General features: G+C 73.0%; 15 protein-coding genes. 5 read left to right on the top strand and 10 right to left on the bottom strand.

What is annotated here, in order from left to right; translation table 11 throughout:
- The first annotated feature begins 437 nt into the window (after window positions 1-437).
- Together ACIP67_RS07490 and ACIP67_RS07485 are read left to right on the top strand one after the other, a co-directional pair.
- Window positions 438-2,354 (top strand): glycoside hydrolase family 3 protein, encoded by a 1,917-nt coding sequence (locus tag ACIP67_RS07490; protein ID WP_401688776.1) that lies wholly within the window; start codon window positions 438-440, stop codon window positions 2,352-2,354.
- Window positions 2,355-2,580: 226 nt separating this feature from the next.
- Window positions 2,581-3,582, top strand: a complete 1,002-nt coding sequence (locus ACIP67_RS07485; RefSeq protein WP_401688773.1) for a LacI family DNA-binding transcriptional regulator — start codon at window positions 2,581-2,583, stop codon at window positions 3,580-3,582.
- 105 nt (window positions 3,583-3,687) lie between these two features.
- Here ACIP67_RS07485 and ACIP67_RS07480 read toward each other — a convergent pair whose 3' ends face one another.
- The 10 genes from ACIP67_RS07480 to ACIP67_RS07435 all read right to left on the bottom strand — a co-directional run bounded on the left by ACIP67_RS07480 (window position 3,688) and on the right by ACIP67_RS07435 (window position 16,067).
- Entirely contained in the window at window positions 3,688-4,500 is an 813-nt protein-coding gene (locus ACIP67_RS07480; protein ID WP_401688770.1) for a carbohydrate ABC transporter permease, read from the bottom strand.
- Entirely contained in the window at window positions 4,497-5,387 is an 891-nt protein-coding gene (locus ACIP67_RS07475) for a carbohydrate ABC transporter permease (protein WP_401688767.1), read from the bottom strand. Before ACIP67_RS07475 ends, ACIP67_RS07480 begins: the two co-directional genes overlap by 4 nt.
- Window positions 5,362-6,663, bottom strand: a complete 1,302-nt coding sequence (locus tag ACIP67_RS07470; RefSeq protein WP_401688764.1) for an ABC transporter substrate-binding protein — start codon at window positions 6,661-6,663, stop codon at window positions 5,362-5,364. Before ACIP67_RS07470 ends, ACIP67_RS07475 begins: the two co-directional genes overlap by 26 nt.
- Window positions 6,664-6,694: 31 nt before the next feature.
- A complete protein-coding gene (locus ACIP67_RS07465) occupies window positions 6,695-7,786 on the bottom strand; it encodes an LLM class flavin-dependent oxidoreductase (RefSeq protein ID WP_401688761.1) in 1,092 nt (363 codons plus the stop codon).
- A gap of 127 nt (window positions 7,787-7,913) precedes the next feature.
- Window positions 7,914-7,988 carry a putative leader peptide gene (locus ACIP67_RS07460; RefSeq protein WP_385062605.1) on the bottom strand — a complete coding sequence of 25 codons (75 nt, stop codon included), beginning with the start codon at window positions 7,986-7,988 and terminating at the stop codon, window positions 7,914-7,916.
- 224 nt (window positions 7,989-8,212) lie between these two features.
- Window positions 8,213-9,628: an aminopeptidase gene (locus ACIP67_RS07455; protein WP_401688758.1), complete on the bottom strand. Its 1,416-nt coding sequence runs from the start codon at window positions 9,626-9,628 to the stop codon at window positions 8,213-8,215.
- Between the two features lie 160 nt (window positions 9,629-9,788).
- Window positions 9,789-10,178 carry a hypothetical protein gene (locus ACIP67_RS07450; protein WP_401688755.1) on the bottom strand — a complete coding sequence of 130 codons (390 nt, stop codon included), beginning with the start codon at window positions 10,176-10,178 and terminating at the stop codon, window positions 9,789-9,791.
- A gap of 103 nt (window positions 10,179-10,281) precedes the next feature.
- Window positions 10,282-13,998, bottom strand: a complete 3,717-nt coding sequence (locus ACIP67_RS07445) for an ABC transporter ATP-binding protein (protein ID WP_401688752.1) — start codon at window positions 13,996-13,998, stop codon at window positions 10,282-10,284.
- 125 nt (window positions 13,999-14,123) lie between these two features.
- Window positions 14,124-15,140, bottom strand: a complete 1,017-nt coding sequence (locus ACIP67_RS07440) for an esterase-like activity of phytase family protein (protein ID WP_401688749.1) — start codon at window positions 15,138-15,140, stop codon at window positions 14,124-14,126.
- Window positions 15,141-15,215: 75 nt separating this feature from the next.
- Window positions 15,216-16,067: a serine hydrolase gene (locus ACIP67_RS07435; protein WP_401688746.1), complete on the bottom strand. Its 852-nt coding sequence runs from the start codon at window positions 16,065-16,067 to the stop codon at window positions 15,216-15,218.
- A 534-nt stretch (window positions 16,068-16,601) separates the two neighbouring features.
- Between ACIP67_RS07435 and ACIP67_RS07430 the strand changes: the two genes are divergently transcribed.
- The 3 genes from ACIP67_RS07430 to ACIP67_RS07420 all read left to right on the top strand — a co-directional run bounded on the left by ACIP67_RS07430 (window position 16,602) and on the right by ACIP67_RS07420 (window position 20,848).
- On the top strand, window positions 16,602-19,010 hold the full coding sequence (locus tag ACIP67_RS07430) for an ArnT family glycosyltransferase (protein WP_401688743.1): 2,409 nt from the start codon (window positions 16,602-16,604) through the stop codon (window positions 19,008-19,010).
- A 198-nt stretch (window positions 19,011-19,208) separates the two neighbouring features.
- Complete coding sequence (locus tag ACIP67_RS07425; RefSeq protein ID WP_401688740.1) at window positions 19,209-20,015, top strand: endonuclease I family protein; 807 nt, start codon at window positions 19,209-19,211, stop codon at window positions 20,013-20,015.
- 230 nt (window positions 20,016-20,245) lie between these two features.
- Window positions 20,246-20,848 carry a hypothetical protein gene (locus tag ACIP67_RS07420; protein ID WP_401688738.1) on the top strand — a complete coding sequence of 201 codons (603 nt, stop codon included), beginning with the start codon at window positions 20,246-20,248 and terminating at the stop codon, window positions 20,846-20,848.
- Window positions 20,849-20,890 lie beyond the last annotated feature (42 nt).

Here is a 20,890-nt window from a genome sequence, read left to right as displayed (position 1 = left end):
CGAAGCGGTGAATGCGAAGCGGTGAATGCGAAGCCGTGCGATGCATCCGAAGGCGTGCGGTGGTCCGAAGCCGTGGATGCGAAACCATGAGCGCGGAGCCGTGAACCCTGGACCGTGAGCCCGGAGCCGTCGGTGAGTCCCGAGGGGGCCGCCCCACCAGCCCCTTCCGTCCCCCTCCGTCACCCCCGCCCCGACTTCCCGGGATCCCGGTGCGGACGGGAACCCCGGCCGCCCCCCGCTCGTCCAACCCGCAAGCTGTCGGAGAGTCACCTCGGTGCGGTGTCGGCCCTCGCTGCTGGCTGCGATCGCTGACCACCCTCTCCGCCGTACCGCGGCCGGCAGCACGCCGCCATCGGCGCGCCCCCCTCCAATGCGCCGATGGCGGCCCCTCGGGCGGGTACCGTGCGCCACCGGAACCGTTTCCGGAAGGAGCGCACATGCCCTCCAGGCGTACCGTCCTCGCCGCCACCGCCGGTCTCACCGCGGCCCTCACCCTGAGCGGGACCGCCCACGCGGACGACCGCCGCCTGCGCGCCCTGGTCTCCCGGATGACCCTGGAGGAGAAGGTCGGCCAGGTCTTCGTCAGCCGCGTCCACGGCCACTCGGCGACCGCCCCCGACCAGGCCGACGCCGACGTCAACCTCAGGGAGCTGGGCGTGCGGACGGCGGCCGAGCTGGTCGCCCGTTACCGCGTCGGCGGGATCATCTACTTCACCTGGGCGCACAACACCCGCGACCCCCGGCAGATCGCCGCCCTCTCCGACGGCATCCAGCGGGCCGCCCTGGCACAGCCGCGCGGGCTGCCGGTGCTGATCTCCACCGACCAGGAGCACGGGATCGTGTGCCGCATCGGCAGGCCCGCCACGCTCTTCCCGGGCGCGATGGCGATCGGCGCGGGTGAGCGGGGGGGCGCGGCGCTCCGCCGGACGGACGCCGGTACGGGACGGACGGACGCCGGTGCGGTGCGGACGGACGCCGACACGGTACGGACGGACGCCGGTGCGGTGCGGACGGACGCCGGTGCGGGCGCCGACGCCCGTACCCTCGGCCGCCTCGCGGGCCGCGAGCTGCGGGCCATGGGCGTCCACCAGAACTACTCCCCCGTCGCCGACGTGAACGTCGACCCGGCCAACCCGGTCATCGGCGTCCGCTCCTTCGGCGCCGATCCGGAGGCGGTGGCCGCGCTGACGGCGGCGGAGATCGACGGCTACCGGTCGGCGGGGGTCGCGGCGACCGCCAAGCACTTCCCCGGGCACGGCGACACCGCCGTCGACAGCCACTACGGCTTCCCCGTCATCACCCACTCCCGCCAGACGTGGGAGGAGCTGGACGCGGTGCCGTTCCGGGCGGCGATCGCGGCCGGTGTCGACGCGGTCATGACCGCGCACATCCTGCACCCGGCCCTGGACGACTCGGGCGACCCGGCCACCCTCTCCCGCGCGGTCGTCACCGGCCTGCTCCGGGAGCGGCTCGGCTTCGACGGGGTCGTGGTCACCGACGCGCTCGACATGGCGGGCGTCCGCACGAAGTACGGCGACGACCGGGTGCCCGTGCTCGCGCTGAAGGCGGGCGTCGACCAGCTCCTCAACCCGCCCGACCTGGACGTCGCCTGGAACGCCGTCCTGCGGGCCGTACGGGAGGGGGAGCTGGGCGAGGAACGGCTGGAGGAGTCGGTCCTGCGGATCCTGCGCCTGAAGGACGGGCTCGGCCTGCTCACCGACCCGTACACCGACCCGGACGGCGTCGCGCGCACCGTCGGCTCGCCCGCCCACCTCGCGGCGGCCGACCGCATCGCCGAGCGGACGACGACCCTGCTGGTCAACGAGGGCCCGCTGCTGCCCCTCTCCCCGCGGACCCACCCCCGGATCCTGGTCGTCGGCGCCGACCCCGCCTCCCCCTCGGGCACCACGGGCCCGCCCACCGCCGTCCTCGCCGCCGCCCTCAGCGGCCTCGGCTTCACGGCGACCGCCCTGTCCACGGGCACGGACCCGTCCGGCGCGGCCGTCGAACGGGCCGTGTCGGCGGCGGGCGGCGCGGACGCGGTGGTGGTGGGGACGTACAACGTCACCGGGACGAGCCCGCAGCGGACACTGGTGCAGCGGCTGTCGGCGACGGGGCGGCCGGTGGTGGCGGTGGCGCTCCGCAACCCCTACGACGTGGCGCACCTGCCCTCCGTACGGGCCTTTCTGGCCGCCTACGCGTGGACCGACGTCGAGCTGCGGGCCGCGGCCCGGGTGATCGCGGGAGCCGTGCGGCCGTGCGGGGCGCTGCCGGTGCCGGTGCGGCGGGCGGACGATCCGGCGCGGGTGCTGTATCCGGTCGGCCACGGCCTGACGTACCCACCCGACGCCTGACACCACAAGGCACGACGGCCGTACCCGCCCCACACCCGACACCACAAGGCACGACGGCCGTACCCGCCCCACGCGCGGCACCGGGGGGCGCACCGGCCGTGCCCGGCCCCGGCGGGTGTCCGCGGGCGGTCCGCGCTCCCCGGTGGACACCCGCCGTGTGAACGCCTGATGACGACCGGGCCCAAGACGGGGGCGGTGACCGCTGGCGCGGCCGTAAGGTGGGCCGATGCGTGCGGGGATCGGGCTCAGGGAGGTGGCGGAGCGCGCCGGGGTGTCCATGCGGACCGTCTCCAACGTGGTCCGCGGCACCGGACGTTTCTCCGAGGCCACGCAGGTGCGGGTGCTGCGCGCAGTCGAGGAGCTGGGCTACCGGCCCAACACCGCGGCGCGGCGGCTGCGCACCGGCCGCAGCGGGGTGCTGCTGCTCGCCGTGCCCGAGCTGACCATGCCGTACTTCGCCGAGCTCGCCGGGCATCTGCTGCGGGAGGCGGCCGAGCACGGCTGCATACTGCTGGTGGAGGCCACCGGGGGTGATCCGGAGGTCGAGCTGGAGATCGCGCTCGGCCGGACCGATCCGCTGGTGGACGGGGTGATCCTCAGCCCGCTCGCGCTGGACGACCGGGCCGCCGCCCGCGCCGGGGCGACCGCGCCGGTCGTGCTGCTCGGCGAGCGGGTGCACGACCTGCCCTGCCCGCACGTCACCATCGACAACACCGGAGCGGCCCGGGCGGCGACGGCCCACCTGCTGGCCCGCGGGCGCCGCCGGATCGCGGTGATCGGCCGCCAGACCGTGCCGCACGCGGCGACCTCGGCGACCCGGCTGGCCGGCTACCGGCAGGCCCTGGAGCAGGCCGGCCTGCGCTACGACGAGGAGCTCGCGCCGCCCGTCGCCGCCTACCACCGGGCCGACGGCGCCGCCGCGACCCGCCTCCTGCTGGACCTGCCCGAGCCGCCCGACGCGGTGTTCTGCTTCGCCGACGCCCTCGCCCAGGGCGCCCTGCACGCCGCGCGGGAGCGGGGGCTGACCGTGCCGGACGACCTCGCGGTCGTCGGGTTCGACGACGTCGAGGAGGCCCGCTACACCGCTCCCCCGCTGACCACCGTCGCCCCGGACAAGCAGGAACTGGCCCGGCTGGCGGTGTCCGCGCTGCTGGACCGGATCGGGGGCCGGACGGCTCCGCCGGTGCTGCCGGCCGGGCACCGGCTGGTCGTACGGGACAGCTCCTGAAACCGCAGGCCCTGAAACCGCAGGCCCTGGAACCGCAGGCCCTGGAACCGCAGGCCCTGAAACCGCAGGCCCTGGAACCCCAGGCCCTGGAACCCCAGGTGCGGTTCAGCCCCGTACCGCACCCGCCGTCAGCCCCGACACGAAGTGGCGTTGGAGCAGGACGTACACCACGACCACCGGGGCCGAGGCGATGACGACGCCGGCGAACAGCAGCGGGTACCGGGTGAGGAACTCGCCCTGGAAGTCCAGCAGGGCCAGCGGGAGCGTGCGGTGCTCCGCGGAGCGGACGAACAGCAGCGGGTAGAGCAGGTCGTTCCAGTCCATGACGAACAGGAAGATGGCGGTGGTGGCGAGGGCGGGGCGGGTGAGGGGCAGCGCGATCGAGCGGAAGGCCCGCAGCGGGCCCGCGCCGTCCAGTTCGGCCGCCTCGTACAGCTCCTGGGGGATCGTGCGCAGGAAGCCGCCCAGGATGAACACGGCCGTCGGCAGGGTCATCGTCGTGTCCACCAGGACCAGGCCGAGCAGGCTGTCGGTGAGGCCGAGGCGGTCGAAGAGGACGTACTGCGGAACGATCGCCGCCTGCGCCGGGACGGCCAGGCCCGCCACCAGCACACCGAAGACGAGCCAGCCGGCGCGGCCCGGCACCCGCGCGCAGAAGAACGCGGCCGGGCCCGCCACGGCGAGGGTCAGCGCGACCGCGCCCGCCGTGACGGCCAGGCTGTTGACGAAGGCCGGTCCGAGGCCGCCCTCGTCCACCGCGCGGCGGTAGTTGTCGAGGGTCGGCGCGGACGGCGGCGACAGCGGGGAGTCGAAGAGCTGCGGCAGCGTCTTGAAGGTGCCGAACAGCACGACCAGCAGCGGCAGGACGACGGCGGTGGCGCCCAGGGTGAGAACGGCGATCCGCAGGGTCTTGGTCATGTGGCCCTCCGCAGCGTCCGCCGCTGCACCCAGGTGAGCAACGCGATCAGCGCCATGAACACCAGGGACTGGGCGGCCGCGTAGCCGAACTGGTTGTTGGAGAAGGTCGTGTAGACCCGGGTGGAGAGCAGGTCGAGGGCGGGTCCGGGAGGGTTTCCGCCCAGGCCCAGCACCAGGTCGAAGGCCTTGAAGGACTGCACGGTGGTGTACGCGACGACGATGCCCGTGGCGGGCGCCACCAGCGGCCAGGTCACGTACCGGAAGCGGGCCAGGCGGCCCGCCCCGTCCAGCTCGGCCGCCTCGTACAGCTCCCGCGGGATCGCCTGGAGGCCGGCGACGAAGACGACCGTCATCTGGCCCGCGTGGAACCAGACCTGGGTGAGCGCCAGCCAGAACACGGCGGTGTCCGGGTCGCCGAGGTACACGGACTGCCAGGAGTCCAGCCCGACCGCTCTGAGCGCCGAGTTGAGCAGCCCGCCGTCCGGGTCGTACACGAACCGCCACACGAAGGCGACCGACACCGAGGACAGGACGGTGGGCAGGAAGAACAGCGCCCGCAGCAGGGTCGACGCCTTCGTCGTGCGGACCAGGTACAGGGCGAGCAGCAGCGCCAGCGCCGTCTGGGCGAGGACGACGGTGACCGTCAGCTTGAGGTTGTTCTCGGCCGCGTTGCGGAACACGTCGTCGCCGGTGGCGAGTTCGGTGAAGTTGCGCAGGCCCACGTCGTGGTAGCCGGCGCTGTAGCCGTCCCAGTCCGTCAGCGCGTACTGCACCGCCTGGACGGTGGGGTACGCGAAGAAGAACAGGTAGAGGGCGAGCGCGGGCACCGGGAAGAGCCACAGTGCCCGCGCCGCGCGCCGGCTACGACCGCTTCTGGTCGATGACACGCTGGGCCTCCTCGGCCGCCTGGGCCGGCTTCTTGCCGCCGACGACCGCGACGGTCGCGTTCTCGACCGCCGTGCGGATGTCGAGGTTCAGGAACTGGAAGCGCGGGGCGAGCAGGGTCTTCCGGGTCAGCCAGGGCGCGACGGCCTTGAGGTCGGTGTTGGTGTACTCGACGCCCTGGACGGTGACGTGCTGGCCGGTGCCGTTGGCGTAGGTGCCGGCGTTGGCCGGGTCGCTGAGGAACTCCAGGAAGGCGTAGGCGGCCGGCTGCACCTTCGACGCGCTGTTCACCCCGAGGACGAAGGTGGTGTTGAAGACGCCCTCGTACTTCGCCTGCGCGGCCGTGGTGGTGATCGGGGCGACGAGGTCGAAGGGGAACGTCGCGCCGAGCGCGCGCACCCCGGCCATCTGGAAGGAGCCGGTGGCGAGCAGGCCCGCCTTGCCCTCGGCGAAGAGCTGGGTGACGGCGTCGGTGGTGGAGCCGGTGGCGCGGGCCTGGAGGTACGGGGTCAGCTCGGCGTACTGCTCCAGGGTCTTCAGGAACCAGTCGTCCGTCACCTTGTACGTGCCCGACTCGATCTTGGTGAAGGCGTCGTCGGAGGGCGCGTTGTTCATGACCATCGTGTTGAGCAGCTGGCCGGCGTTGGCCGAGTCGCCGCCCGGCCAGGCGAGCGGGGTGTAGCCCCTGGCCTTCAGGTCGTCGAGGAGCTGGAGGAAGCCGTCCCAGTCCTTCGGGGCGCTGCCGTGGCCGGCCTTGTCGAGGGCGTCGGTGTTGGCGAGCGGCATGTTGAAGACGAGCTGGTACGGCAGCCCGTACTGGACGCCCTGGGCGGCGCCCGGTCCGATCAGGCTCGCCTGGTAGCGGGCGAGGACTCCGGTGCCGGTCAGCGGGGCGTACACGCCCGCCTTGACGATCTGCTCGAACTGGGCGCCCCGGAACGCGGTGAACAGGTCTCCGGTCTTCGACCCCTGGATGCGGCGCAGGGCGGTGGACTGGTAGTCGGCGGACGGGGAGATGTCCTGCTCGACGCCCGCGTCCGGGTACTTCTTCACGAACGCCTCGATCAGGCCGGCGAGGACCGCCTTGTCCTCGGCCCGCCAGTGGGCGAAGGAGACGGTGCCCTTCGGGGTGCCGGAGGTGGCGAGGGCGGAGGGGGAGGCGCTGGAGGCCGTCGAGCCGGAGCCGGAGCCCGGTCCGGCGCACGCGGCGGCGGCGAGGCCGAGTCCGGCGGCGCCGAACAGGCGGAGGGCGGCTCTTCTGTCGAGGTACGAGGGCATGGCGGGGTCCTTGCGTCGGGGTGAACGAGGGTCAGGCGGCCAGGAGGTGACGGCTGATCAGCGGGCGGACGCACTCGCCGAAGCGGATCGCCTCCTCCAGGTGCGGCTGGCCGGAGAGGACGAAGTGCTCGATACCGAGGGCGGCGTACTCCTCGATGCGCTCGGCGACCTGCTCGTGGCTGCCGACCAGGGCGGTGCCGGCGCCGGGGCGGACCAGGCCGAAGCCGGCCCACAGGTTGGGGTGGATCTCCAGGCGGTCGGTGCGGCCGCCGCTGAGCGCGGCCATCGCGCGCTGCCCGGCCGACTCGGAGGCGGCGAACCGCTCGTGCGCGGCCCTGATCGCCGCCGGGTCGAGGGTGTCCAGGATGCGGTCGGCCTCCGCCCACGCCTCCTTCGCGGTGTCCCGGCTGATGACGTGCAGCCGGATCCCGTACGACAGCTCCCGGCCCTGGGCGGCGGCGAGTTCACGCACCCGGGCGATCTTCTTCGCGACCGCCACCGGGGGTTCGCCCCAGGTGAGGTAGGTGTCCGCGTGGCGGGCGGCGACGGGCAGCGCGGCGTCCGACGAGCCGCCGAAGAAGACGGGCGGGCGGGTCAGCGGCGGCCGGCGCAGGCGTCCGCCCGCGACCCGGTAGTGGGCGCCCTCGAAGTCGTACGGCTCGCCCGTCCACGCGGTGCGCAGCAGATGGAGGAACTCGTCGGTGCGGGCGTAGCGCTCGTCGTGGCCGAGGAAGTCGCCGTAGGCGCGCTGCTCGTCGGCGTCGGAACCGGTGACGATGTTCAGCAACAGGCGTCCGCCGGACAGGCGTTGGTAGGTGGCGGTCATCTGGGCGGCCAGCGGCGGGGCGATGACGCCGGGGCGGAAGGCGACCAGGAACTTCAGACGGGTGGTCTGCGGAGCGAGGGCGGCGGTGGTGAGCCAGGAGTCCTCGCAGTCGCTGCCGGTCGGGGTCAGGACGGCCTCGAACCCGGCGGACTCGGCGGCCCGCGCGACCTGGGCGAGGTAGTCGAGCGTGGGCGGGCGGGCCGTGGAGCGGGACTGGAGGGAGTCGCGGGCGGTCACGCCGACGACGGTGCGGTCGTCGCCGGTGGTGGGCAGGAACCAGTGCGTGCGCACGGTCATGGGGCTCTCCAGCGGGAGGAGGTGCAACGTTGCATCACGCCGACGGGAAGACGTCCCGGGCGTGGATCGGCACAGGAGGGAGGAGCAGGAGAAAGAGGGGAAAGGCGCCGGTGGGAGGGCGCGCGGGTCAGCTACACAGCGCGGTGGCGACCCTGAGCAGGTCGACGTGCGCGCGCTTCACGAGCTCGACACCGGATTCCATGGGCCGGGACTATACACACCGTCGGCCGATGGCACGACGGCCGACCGGCATGCGGGCCGGCCGGCCGTCGTGACCGTGAATCAGTGGTGGTCAGTTGTCGTGATCAGTGATCGTGATCAGTGATCGTGATCAGTGGTCGTGGTCAGTGATCGTGATCGTGGTCGGTGGTCGGTGGTCAGTGATCGTGATCGGTGGTCGTGATCGGTGGTCGGGTCAGCGGGAGGTCACGGCCGCAGCGTTGGCTCGCGTTCCACGTCCCGCGCGTCCAGTCGCGCGTCGAACGCCGCCAGCGGCTCGGCCCGGTCGACGGCGGAGGGCGAGACGCCGGCCCACTCCAGGATGCGGGCGGTGGCGAGGGCCTTCTCGTCGGGGACGAGGCCGGCGACGTTCGCGCCGTGGTTCATGCCGGGCGCCGTGAGGACGTACGAGTCCTCGGCGCCGTCACCGAGGCGGAACCGCTCGGCGCCCCACGGGTCGTTCTGGCCGTAGACGAAGAGCATGTGGCGGGCGTTGTGCCGCACCCAGGTGTCGACGTCACGCATCGCCCGCGGCTGGAAGCTCATCGGGATGGCGCGGGGGACGAAGTTGCGCGGGGGCTGGTAGCCGTAGCGGATGTACTTCCGCTCGATGTGCGGGAAGTGGATGGTGGGGGCGCCGAGTTGGGTGCCCGCCTGGTAGTAGTACGGCGTGTACGGCGACAGGCCCTGGTCGGTGTAGAAGGAGAACCCGGAGATCGTGTCGACCGAGGTCCAGATCTCGTCGTCGGTCGCGTGCGCGGCGTCCGCCGGGATCGTGTCGCAGTCCGACAGCAGGCTGTACTGCCAGAAGCCCCAGACGTAGTCGAGGACGACGGCCTCGTAGGCGCGGTCGAGGCTGCCGATGGTGTCGAAGGTGTAGCCCTCGGCCGCGGCGTACGCGGCGTACCTGCGCTCCAGGGGTTCGCGGCGCACGAGCGCCTCGCGCTGCACGGCCTCGAGGCGGTCGCGGCACTCCTCGGTGCCGACGCCGGCGAAGAAGCGGTCGTAGGCCGAGTCCTCGGTGTCGACGACGTCGTTGGGGGCGACGTACGCGACGACGCCGTCCATGTCCTTGGGGTAGAAGCGCTCGTAGTAGGTGGCGGTCATACCGCCCTTGGAGCCGCCCGTGGAGATCCAGTTCCCGGGGTAGATGCCCTTCAGCGCCCGGAAGATGCGGTGCTGGTCGCTCGCGGCCTGCCAGATGTCCAGCTTGGACCAGTCGGCGGGGTCGGGACGGGAGGGGGTGAAGAACCGGTACTCCATGGAGACCTGGTTGCCGTCCACGATCTGGGTGGGCTCGCGGCGGCTGGGGGTGGTGGAGACGTGGTAGCCGCCGGTGTAGAAGACGGTGGGGCGGCTGACGTCCTTGTGCAGCACGGTGATCCGTTGCTGGAAGGTGCCCGCGGCGGGGCGCCGGTGGTCGATCGGCTGGGTGTAGGTCAGGACGAAGTAGCGGTAGCCGGGGTACGGCTTCTCCTCGGTCAGGCTCATGCCCGGTACGGAGAGCAGCCGGTCCTTGATGTCCGTGGCGTCCGGCCCGGCAGCGGTGGCCGCCCCCGCCGTGCCGCTCAGCGTGCCTATGAGCACGGTGAGCGCCAGCAGCCATCTGAGCGCGATGCGCATGCGCGTGCACCCTCCCTGTGAGACAGATGTGCGCCGGAAGCTATCGGAGCAACACCCGTCACACCAGAGGGGGTTGTGGCCAGAGCCGGTCAGCGTGTCAGCCGCCAGCCGCCAGCCGCCAGCCGCCAGCCATCAGCCATCAGCCATCAGCCATCAGCCATCAGCACAGGATCCAGCCCGAGCTGACCGCGGCGGGCCCGACCGAGCCCTCGACCCACACGCAGCGGTGCCCGGCGTACACGTCGACCGGGCCGATGCGTCGGGTCCGGCTGCCCTCCTGCCGTACCGCGCGGTGGCCGCGCGCCTGCACGCTGACCGACATCCGGGTGCGCGTGCCGGGTCGCGCCCGGAGGGTGAAGGCGCAGACGGAGCCGTTGCCGCGGTAGACGTGCACCGCGCCGGCGGAGAACGTCAGCGTCCGCGCCTTCCGGCCGGGGCAGGGCGAGCCCGCGGCCTCGGCGCCGGCCGGTGCCGTCAGCGCGAGCAGGGCGGACGTGATGAGCACGGCCAGGGCGGCCGTCGGCCGCCGGCGTGTGGCACCCCTGTCCACGGTCCGTCCCCTTCCACGCTCCCCGCATCGCCGTACTGGTGTACGGACGCACTGGTGTACGGACGCGCGGCGTACGCGGGATGGTTGCGAAGCCGGGGCGCCGTCAGGACGCCGTGCCGACCGGCTCCCCCACGAAGGTCCGCCACAGCAGCGCGTACCGGCCGCCGAGGGCCAGCAGCTCCTCGTGCGTGCCGTCCTCGGCGACCCGGCCGCGGTCCATCACCACCACCCGGTCGGCGCGGGCCGCGGTGGTCAGACGGTGGGCGACGACGAGTGTCGTACGGCGGCCCGCGAGGCGGTCGGTGGCCTGGTTGACCTGGGCCTCGGTCGCCAGGTCCAGGGCGGCCGTGGCCTCGTCCAGCAGCAGGACGTCGGGGTCGACGAGTTCGGCGCGGGCCAGCGCGATCAGCTGGCGCTGCCCGGCGGAGAGGTTGCGGCCCCGCTCGGCGACCTCGTGGAGGTAGCCGCCCTCCAGCGTCGCGATCACGTCGTGCGCGCCGACCGCGCGGGCGGCCGCCTCCACCTGGGCGTCGGTGGCGTCGGGGCGGCCGTAGGCGATGGCGTCGCGGACGGTGCCGGGGAAGAGGTACGCCTCCTGCGGGACGACGCCCAGGCGGTGGCGGTACGACGTGAGGTCGAGACGGCGCAGGTCACGGCCGTCGACGAGCACCCGCCCGGAGGTGGGGTCGTAGAAGCGGGCCACCAGCTTCACCAGGGTCGACTTGCCCGCGCCGGTCTCCCCCACGAACGCGACGGTCTGCCCGGCGGGGATCCGCAGCTCGATCCCGGTCAGCGCATCCTCGGGCTCGTCGGCGGAGCCGTACCGGAAGTGCACGTGCTCGAAGGCGATCTCGCCGCGCAGGGAGGCGACCTCCAGCGGGTCGTCGGCGGTCCGCGTGGACGTCGGCACCCTCAGCAGTTCCTGGATGCGGCCCAGCGAGACGGTGGCCTGCTGGTAGCCGTCGAAGACCTGGGAGAGCTGCTGGACGGGGGCGAAGAACAGGTCGATGTACAGCAGGTACGCCACCAGCGCGCCGGTCGTCAGGGTCGCCTCGTCGACCCGGCCCGCGCCGGCGATCAGGACGGCCGCCGCGGCTACCGACGACAGGAACTGCACGAACGGGAAGTAGACCGAGATCAGCCGCTGGCCCCGGATGCGGGCCCTGCGGTAGCTGTCGCTGCGCTCGGCGAACCGGCGCCCGCCGTCCCGCTCGCGCCGGAAGGCCTGCACGATCCGCAGCCCGGCCACCGACTCCTGGAGGTCGGCGTTGACCGCCGAGATCCGTTCCCGGGCCAGTTCGTACGCCTTCACGCTGGCCCGGCGGAAGAAGTACGTGGCGACGACGAGCGGGGGCAGTGTCGCGAAGACGACGAGGGCGAGCTGGAGGTCGATCACCAGCAGGGCGGCCATGATGCCGAAGAAGGTGACCACCGACACGAACGCGGTGACCAGGCCCGTCTGGAGGAAGGTGGAGAGCGCGTCGACGTCCGTCGTCATCCGCGTCATGATCCGGCCGGTCAGCTCCCGCTCGTAGTAGTCGAGGCCGAGCCGCTGGAGCTGGGCGAAGATCTTCAGACGCAGGGTGTACAGGACCCGTTCGCCGGTGCGGCCGGTCATCCGGATCTCGCCGGTCTGCGCGGCCCACTGCACCAGGACGGCGAGCAGCGCCAGCAGGGAGGCCGTCCAGACGGCGGCCGTCGCCGCGCGGGTGACGCCGTCGTCGATGCCGTGCCGGATCATCACCGGCAGCAGCAGGCCCATGCCCGCGTCGACGGCGACGAGGCCGAGGCTGACCAGGAGGGGCGGGCCGAAGCCGCGCAGGAGGCGGCGCAGGCCGTAGGAGTCCTCGGGGGTGACCGCGCGGCTCTCGTCGACGTCGGGGGTGTCGGTCGCGGGCGGGAGGGCGTCGACCCGGGCGAGGAGCTCGGGGGTGGCCGGCGTGCCGGACAGGGCCGTGTCCTTCGGTACGCGGTCGCCGGTCCACAGGCGGGGGGTGACGCCGCTCTCGGCGTCGAACTCGGCGTCCAGCTCGTCCCGGACGGAGGTGTCCTCGCGGGGCGCGGCGGGCCGGGCGTGTCCGGGCGAGACGCCGCCCAGCTCGTCGGGGTCGGTGAGCAGGCGGCGGTAGAGCGCCGACCGCTCCTGGAGCTCCTCGTGGGTGCCGAGGTCGGCGAGCCGGCCGCCGTCCAGGACGGCGATGCGGTCGGCGAGGTTGAGGGTGGAGCGGCGGTGGGCGATCAGGAGGGTGGTGCGGCCCTCCATGACGCGGGCGAGGGCCTCGTGGATCTCGTGCTCGACACGGGCGTCGACCGCCGAGGTCGCGTCGTCGAGGACGAGCAGGCGCGGGTCGGTGAGGAGGGCCCGGGCGAGGGCGATGCGCTGGCGCTGGCCGCCGGAGAGGGTCAGGCCCTGCTCGCCGACCTCGGTGGCGTAGCCCTCGGGCAGCTCGGCGATGAACCGGTCGGCCTGGGCGGCGCGGGCCGCGGCCTCGATCTCCTCGTCGCTCGCGTCGGGGCGGCCGTAGGCGATGTTGGCGCGGACGGTGTCCGAGAAGAGGAACGAGTCCTCGGGCACCAGGCCGATCGCCGCCCGCAGCGAGTCGAGGGTGAGCTCGCGGACGTCGTGGCCGCCGACGAGGACGGCGCCTTTGCCGACGTCGTAGAAGCGCGGCAGGAGCAGGGAGACCGTGGACTTGCCGGAGCCGGAGGAGCCGACCAGGGCGAGGGTCTCGCCGGCGCGGATCTCGAGGGTGAGCCCCTCCAGGACCGGGCCGGAGGCGCCCTCGTAGGCGAAGGAGACGTCGTCGAACTCGACGGTCGCGGGGGCGTCGGCCGGGAGCTCCCTGGTGCCGTCCGCCAGCGAGGGCTCGGTGTCGATCAGCTCCAGGACGCGTTCGGTGCCGGCGCGGGCCTGCTGGCCGACGGTGAGGACCATGGCGAGCATGCGGACCGGGCCGACGAGCTGGGCGAGGTAGGTGGAGAAGGCGACGAACGTGCCGAGCGTGACGTGCCCGCGGACGGCGAGCCAGCCGCCGAGCGCGAGCATCGCGACCTGGCCGAGGGCGGGCACGGCCTGGAGGGCCGGGGTGTAGCGGGCGTTCAGCCGGATCGTGCGCAGCCGGCCCGCGAAGAGCCGGCGGCCGACCTCCCGCAGCTTCCCGGTCTCCTGCTCCTCCTGCCCGAACCCCTTCACCACCCGGACGCCGGTGACGGCGCCGTCGACCACGCCCGCGACGGCGGCGGCCTGGGCCTGCGCGTACCAGGTGGCGGGGTGGAGTCTGGTCCGGCTGCGGCGGGCGATCCACCACAGGGCGGGGGCGACGGCGAGCGCGACCAGGGTGAGCGGCGGGGACAGCCACGCCATGATCACCAGGGAGATCAGGAAGAGCAGGACGTTCCCGATGGTCATCGGGAGCATGAAGAGCAGGCCCTGGATGAGCTGGAGGTCGCTGGTGGCGCGGCCGACGACCTGGCCGGTGGACAGCTCGTCCTGACGGCGCCCGTCGAGCCGGGTGATCGTCCCGTACATGTCGGTGCGCAGGTCGTGCTGGACGTCGAGGGCGAGCCGGCCGCCGTAGAAGCGGCGGACGTAGGTGAGGGCGTAGACGGCCAGGGCCGCGCCGATCAGGGCACCGGCCCAGGGGGCCATGGCGCGGCTGTGGTCGCCGATCACGTCGTCGATGATCACCTTGGTGAACAGCGGCACCACGGCCATGACGGCCATGCCGCCGAGGGAGGAGCCGAGGGCGAGGACGACGTCCGCCGGATGGCGCCATGCGTAACCCGCCAGTCGTCGTGCCCATCCCCGTTGCGCCGCCACGCCGGTGCCTTCCGTTCGTCCTGATCTACCAGAAGGCACCAACGTGGACCGAAGCGGATTTCATCCCTCCGCAACAATTCGGGGGCGGGAACCGGGAAAACCCAAGGAAACAGGTGCACACCGGATCAGACGCGGACCCGCAGGGAGTAGAAGCGGGTCGTCTGCGCCGCGTTCTGGTTGTCGTCGCTCACCAGCAGCACCTTCAGGGCGCCGCCGCTCCGGCCGGTGACGACCATGCCCTCGATGTTGTCCAGGAGCGGGTTGGGCTGCGCCTGCTTCGCCGTCGCTCCCAGGGTCGGGCAGGTCACGAGGTCGGCGAGGAGGGTCTTGGCGACCGGGCGCACGCCGTCCTGGCCGGTCACGTTCTCGATGCCGCTGGTGTCGGTCGCCCGGCGCGGGTCGGCCAGGTACAGGCGGACGGTGTTGCCCACGCCCGAGGTGAAGCCGCGCTCCAGGACGAGGAGGCGGCCGTCGGGGATCGCCTGGACCTCCGGGACGCCGAGGCCGGCGTCGGCGCGGTAGGCGTACTGGGCGGCGAGCCGGAAGCCCGTGGAGGTGCGCTTCCAGGTCTGGAAGCGGACGGTGTCCGCGCCGTCGCCGGAGAGCGGGTACTCCATCGACGCCAGCAGGGTGCGGCCGCCGGGCAGCAGGGTCAGGCCCTCGAAGGTGCCGTTGGAGACGGCGCGGCCGGCCGGGGCGACCCGGAGGGAGTCCGGGACGGGCAGGCGGTCGAGGATCTCCCCCGTGGCGCTGTAGCGGCGTACGGACGGCTCGGTCTCCGAGGTGATCAGGCGCGTGCCGTCCCGGTCGACGACCAGGCCCTCGGAGTCGAGCGCGGCGCCGCTCTCGTCGGCGAGCGCAACGGCCGACTCCGGCGCGAGCGTCCTCGCGTCCAGGCCGAGGAGGGCGGAGCGGTCGGAGAGGGCGGCGAGCGAGCCGTCCCGGTCGACCGCGAGCGCGGAGAGGTTGCCGACGAAGGTGCCGTCGTAGGAGGTCTTGTCGAGGGCGTCGGAGAAGCCGTCGAGGGTGACGGCGGGGGAACAGGCCCTGTTCTGCTGGGCGCTCGCGGGCCCGGCGGCGACGAGAGAGGTGGCGGCCGCCAGGCCGGCGGTGAAGGTGGCGAGTACGGTTCGCAGGCGCATGGCCGTCACCGTAGGACGGGTGGATGACGGCCGGTGGGACACCCCGTTAATGATCGCCGCGTGGACCGGGCGGGTTCAGGAGGCCGCGAGGTCTTTGTGGATGACCTTGGCGACGCCCTGGATGGTGGTGATGCCGTAGTTCATCGTGCTGTTGCCGTGGGTGAGGACGGTGATCTGGTAGTCGTGGCCACCGCCCTTGAAGGTGCCGACGCTGTGCACCCGCCAGCCGTGCGTGGCCCGCGACAGCCAGCCGTTCTTGACGTGCCAGGTGACCCCGGCGGGCCTCCCGTAGGGGGTGCCCCAGCGCTGCGCGGAGACGACCTGGCCCATCAGCTTGTTGACATAGGCGCGCGAGGCGTCGGTGAGGACCGTGTTCTTGGCGGTGAGCAGCTTGAGCAGCTTCTGCTCGTCGGTGACGGTGATCTGCGTCAGGCCCCAGTAGCCGTTGGCGCCCGGCTTGGTCTGCGTCATCTTCCCGGCGGCGAGGAAGCCCTTGATCTTCGTCAGGCCGAGCTGCTTCCACAGGGTGGAGGTGGAGGCGTTGTCCGACTTGGTGATCATGGCCGTGGCGAGGGTCTTCTCACGGCCGGTCAGCGCCCTGCCGTTCTTCTGCGCGTCCCACAGCAGGGCGGCGAGGACGGTGACCTTGACGACGCTCGCCGAGTCGTAGGCGGTCGAGGCGCGCAGGGTGCAGGTGGTGCCGGTGCTGCGGTCGTACAGGCCGACGGCGACCGTGCCCTTGCGGCCCGCGAGGGCGGCCGTGATGTCCTTCTTCAGCTTGGCGGCCAGCCCGGCCTCGGCCGAGGTGCAGCTGACGGTGGGGGTGGCGGCCGCGGCGGGAGCGGCGGCCAGGACGGATATGAGGATGCCGGTGCCGAGCGCTGAGGCGACCAGCCCTCTCCTGCCTGCGGAGGTCCGGTGAGTCATGCCAGGTTGACTCACACGAGCGAGCGAGGGTTGTACTCCTGTTCGCGGGGTCACATTCGTGACGCCCCGGACCGGGGGGAGGCCGCATCGCCGGACGGTGGGGCGGGACGGGGGCCGGAACGGGTGGGACGGCGGCGGGACCGGAGCAGGGCCGGGCGGGACCGGAGCAGGACCGGGCGGCACCGGGCGGGACCGGGCGGCACCGGGCCGGACCGGGCGGCACCGGGCCGGACCGGGCGGCACCGGGCCGGACCGGGCGGCACCGGGCCGGACCGGGCGGCACCGGGCCGGACCGGGCGGGACCGGGCGGGACCGGAGCAGGGCGAAGGCAGGACCGGAACACGACCGGGCCAGGACCGGGGCGGAACCCGGGGCGGAACCCGGGGCGGAACCCGGGGCGGAACCCGGGGCGGAACCCGGGCGGGACCGGTTGCCAAAGCATGGGGAGGGCGTTACCGAGGCCTGTGCTGCTTCACAGGTGACGGCCAGCTTGGGCACAGCGGCCCCTCACACCCGGCGGCCAGCATGCGGAGGGTGACATCTGCCACCGATCCCCTCCCCCACCCGACCGGGTCCGCCGGGTCCGCCGGGGCCACCGGATCCGCCGAGTCCTCCGCCGGGCCGGCCGCGCCCGGCGCACCCGCGCCCGACGTGTCCGGCGCACCCGCGCCCGGCGCGCCCGCGGCGGCCACCGGCTCGCCGTCGTCGGCGGCGGCTCCCGTGGCATCGCCACCGGACCGGGCCCCGCGCTGGTCGCTCCCCGCGCTGATCGCGATCATGGCCTTGGCGGCGGTGCTCTACTCCTGGAACCTCTCCGGCTCCGGCCTCAACAGCTTCTACAGCGCCGCCGTGCTGAGCGGCACGCAGAGCTGGAAGGCGTGGTTCTTCGGCTCGTTGGACGCGGGGAACTTCCTGACCGTCGACAAGCCGCCGTTCGCCCTGATGGTGATGGGCCTGTCCTGTCGCGTGTTCGGCTTCGGGACCTGGCAGATGATGCTGCCGATGATCCTGGTGGCCCTCGGGACGATCTGGGTCCTGCACGACTCCGTGAAGCGGGTCTGGGGCCACGGCGCGGCGACGGTCGCCGCGCTGGTCCTCGCGCTCACCCCGATCACGGTCGCCATCAACCGGGACAACAACCCCGACACGCTGCTGGTGTGCCTGATGGCGGCTGGCGTGGCGCTCGCCCTGCGGGCGGTGCACGGCGGCAAGGTGCTGCCGCTGCTGGGCTCGGCGGCCTGCTTCGGCCTCGCCTTCAACACCAAGATGCTCCAGGGCTGGATCCCGCTGCCCGCCGTCTTCGCGGTGTACCTGTACGCGGCGAAGCCCCGCCTGGTGAAGCGGATCGTCAACCTGCTGCTCGCGGGCGTGGCGCTCGCGGTCAGCAGCTTCTGGTGGGCGGCGGCGGTCTCCCTGGTGCCGGCCTCCGAGCGGCCCTACATCGGCGGTTCGACCGACGGCAGCGCCTGGGACCTGATCATGGGCTACAACGGCCTCGGCCGGGTCCTCGGCGGCGAGGGCAACGGCGGGGGCGGAGGCGGCGGGGGCGGCGGCTTCTCCGGGACCGCCGGCATCGGCCGGATGTTCAACGACGTGCTCGGCGGCCAGATCTCCTGGCTGCTGCCCTTCGCGGGCATCGCCCTGGTGACCGGCCTGGTCCTGTGCGGGCGCCGCGCCCCGCGCACCGACCTCACCCGGGCCGCGCTGCTGCTGTGGGGCGGCTGGACGATCCTGCACTACCTGACCTTCAGCATGGCCGAGGGCACCATGCACCCGTACTACACGACCGCGCTCGCCCCCGGCATCGCGGCCCTGTGCGGAGGCGGCGGCGCGATGCTGCTGCGCGCGTTCCGCGCCGACAAGCGGTGGGCGTGGGCGCTACCGCTCGCCCTCGTCGTCACCGCGGTCTGGGCGATCGTGCTGCTGCGCCGGGCGGACGGCTGGAACACCTGGCTGTGGCCGGCGATCGGCGTGGTGATGGCGCTCGCCGTCGCGGGCCTGCTGGTCTTCCGCTTCCGTCCCGGCGGCCGGGTGCGGCTGCTGGCCGCCTCCGTGGCGGCGGCGGTCGTCGCGGCGGTGGCGGGTCCGGCGGCGTACGCCTGGTCGGTGCCGTCCGGCTCCGGCGGCGGCATGGGCGGGACGAACCCGACGGCCGGTCCCACGACGGGCAGCGGCGGCTTCGGCGGCGGTGGCGGTGGCGGTGGCAGCCGGGGCGGTTTCCCGGGCGGCGGCACCGGCGGACCCGGCGGCACGCAGCAGGGCGGGCAGAACGGCCAGGCCGGCGGTCAGGCCGAGGGCGGCTTCCCCGGCGGCGGCGAGATGCCGGGCGGCGGCGGCGAGATGCCGGGCGGCGGCGGCGAGATGCCGGGCGGCGGCACGCCCCCGAACGGTACCGCCGGGAACGGCACGTCCGAGGACGGCGCCTCCGGCGGCACGCAGCCCGGCGGCGGCACGGGCGGCGCTCCCGGCGGCGGTGGCATGGGCGGCGGCGACACGAGCAGCGAGCTCATCGCGTACCTGAAGAAGCACCAGGACGGCGCCACCTGGCTGCTGGCGGTGTCCGGTTCGCAGAGCGCCGCGCAGCTCATCCTCAGCAGCGGGGAGCCGGTCATCTCCATGTGGGGCTGGACCGGCAGCGACAAGGCGATGACGCTGGCCCGGCTCAAGGAGCTGGTGAAGAGCGGCAAGCTGCACTACATCCAGATCAGCAGCCAGGGCATGGGCGGCCGGAGCGGTGACACCGACCTCAGCTCCGAGGTGACGGAGTGGGTGCAGAAGAACGGGACGGCGGTCGAGGAGAGCGAGTACAGCAAGAGCTCGACGTCGGACTCGTCGAACTCGTCGAACTCCTCCGACACGTCCGAGTCCGGTTCCGGCACCGCGCAGGACGGCCAGTCGAGCACGTCGACGATCTACCGCCTGGACCCCTCGGACGTCAGCTGACGGACCCACCCCTGACGGCCCTGACGGCCCCCGACACACCGGTCGGGGGCCGTTCCGTGTGTCAACTCGCGTAGAACACGCCCGACTTGCCGGTCTTCGTCACGTGATCGACATGCCGGATTCATTTACAAGGCCTCATGTCCATGCCACTCTCCCGAGTGCCGCCTCCAATCAACCCGCGTAGATGGGAACCCCCACATGCTGGCGACACGACGGACACCCCGATGGAAGCCGGTGGCACTCGCCACCGCCGCGGTACTGGCCGGCCTCTCCACCCCCCTGCTGACCGCGCCCCCGGCCGCGGCGACCACCACGGCCTACGACTCGACGTACTACAAGAACGCGATCGGAAAGACCGGCACCAGCCTGAAGTCCTCGCTGCACACCATCATCAGCAGCCAGTCGAAGATCTCGTACTCGGCGGTCTGGGACGCCCTGAAGGCCACCGACCAGGACCCGAACAACAGCAGCAACGTGATCCTGCTGTACAGCGGCGTCTCCCGGGCCAAGTCCCTCAACGGCGGTGACGTCGGCGACTGGAACCGCGAGCACGTGTGGGCCAAGTCGCACGGCGACTTCGGCGAGGCGACCGGTCCCGGCACGGACCTGCACCACCTGCGCCCCGCCGACGTCCAGGTCAACAGCATCCGCGGGAACCTGGACTTCGACAACGGCGGCAGCACGGTCACCAACGGCGGCGGCAGCCTCGTCGACTCCGACTCCTTCGAGCCGCGCGACGCCGACAAGGGCGACGTGGCCCGCATGATCCTCTACATGGCCGTGCGGTACGAGGGCGACGACGGCTGGGCCGACCTCGAGCCCAACGAGAAGGTGGGCAACGGCAGCAACCCGTACATCGGCAAGCTGTCCGTGCTCAAGCAGTGGAACGACGAAGACCCGCCGAGCGCCTTCGAGGAGAAGCGCAACCAGGTCATCTACGACACCTACCAGCACAACCGGAACCCGTTCATCGACCACCCGGAGTGGGTCGAGGCGATCTGGTAGACGGCGTGGGCCCGGCTGAGCTCCCCGTGCCACGACGGGGAGCTCAGCTCAACGACGATCTCCGTCCCGCTCAGTCCGTAGAGGCTTAGGTAATTTCCCCGATGGCTCCGGGGCCGCGCTTTGCGATGGTGGTGCCGCCGTCGGCCGTGAACGGGCCGGCACTCAGGGGAGAGGGCGTGGCATTGTCTCGAACAGCCAAGGGCTTTCGCGCAGCGAGATGGGGTACGGGCGTGGTGCTCGCCCTCGGCTCACTGGCCGGGTGCGGCGGCGGGGACGGGAAGGCGTCCGCCGACGCCGGAGGCACGCCGACGGCGGCTGCCGAACCGGCGAACGGGCCGGGCGACTACCGTCCGCCGACCGATCTCTGCCCGAAGCTCGACTTCGGCCCGCTGACCGCCGCCGTCGCGCCGGCGGACGGTTCACCGAAGGGGCAGCGGACCGGCGCCGATCCGGCGGAGGGCAGCGGCGCCGCCTGCCTCCAGGGCTTCGGGACGACCGGGACGGGCGCGAACGGCCGTTCCGTCGTCTACTGCACCGCGTGGAAGGACGTGGCCACCGCGATCAAGCAGTACGAGTACGTGCTGTCCTCGGCGTCGAAGCAGGCCCAGGACTCGGTGGCGCAGGTGTCGGGTCTCGGCGGCGGGGCCTTCCGCTACGAGAGTGCCGAGGAGGCCGCGTTCCCCAGCGACCTCCGGCTGGTGGTCCGGGACAGCAACCTGGGGTGCGAGGTCCAGGTGCAGAGCCTGACCCTCCTGACGGGCCAACAGGTCACGGCGGCCTGGCCGGCCATGACGGAGACCGTCCGGACCCTGCTGCCCAAGCTCCGTTCCTGACCGACAGCGAAACGGACGGCCCGGCCGCCGGACCGGGCGGCG

Origin of the sequence: Streptomyces sp. NPDC088812, from assembly GCF_044750285.1 — a bacterium.
In the GTDB taxonomy this organism is placed as follows: Bacteria; Actinomycetota; Actinomycetes; order Streptomycetales; family Streptomycetaceae; genus Streptomyces.
This window is presented reverse-complemented; position numbering and strand designations above follow the sequence as displayed.

Excerpts from the sequence above, each read along its gene's own strand:
- ACIP67_RS07490 (WP_401688776.1), top strand. The coding sequence starts at position 438 with ATGCCCTCCAGGCGTACCGTCCTCGCCGCCACCGCCGGTCTCACCGCG.
- ACIP67_RS07485 (WP_401688773.1), top strand. The coding sequence starts at position 2,581 with ATGCGTGCGGGGATCGGGCTCAGGGAGGTGGCGGAGCGCGCCGGGGTG.
- ACIP67_RS07480 (WP_401688770.1), bottom strand. The coding sequence starts at position 4,500 with ATGACCAAGACCCTGCGGATCGCCGTTCTCACCCTGGGCGCCACCGCC.
- ACIP67_RS07470 (WP_401688764.1), bottom strand. The coding sequence starts at position 6,663 with ATGCCCTCGTACCTCGACAGAAGAGCCGCCCTCCGCCTGTTCGGCGCC.
- ACIP67_RS07465 (WP_401688761.1), bottom strand. The coding sequence starts at position 7,786 with ATGACCGTGCGCACGCACTGGTTCCTGCCCACCACCGGCGACGACCGC.
- ACIP67_RS07455 (WP_401688758.1), bottom strand. The coding sequence starts at position 9,628 with ATGCGCATCGCGCTCAGATGGCTGCTGGCGCTCACCGTGCTCATAGGC.
- ACIP67_RS07440 (WP_401688749.1), bottom strand. The coding sequence starts at position 15,140 with ATGCGCCTGCGAACCGTACTCGCCACCTTCACCGCCGGCCTGGCGGCC.
- ACIP67_RS07435 (WP_401688746.1), bottom strand. The coding sequence starts at position 16,067 with ATGACTCACCGGACCTCCGCAGGCAGGAGAGGGCTGGTCGCCTCAGCG.
- ACIP67_RS07425 (WP_401688740.1), top strand. The coding sequence starts at position 19,209 with ATGCTGGCGACACGACGGACACCCCGATGGAAGCCGGTGGCACTCGCC.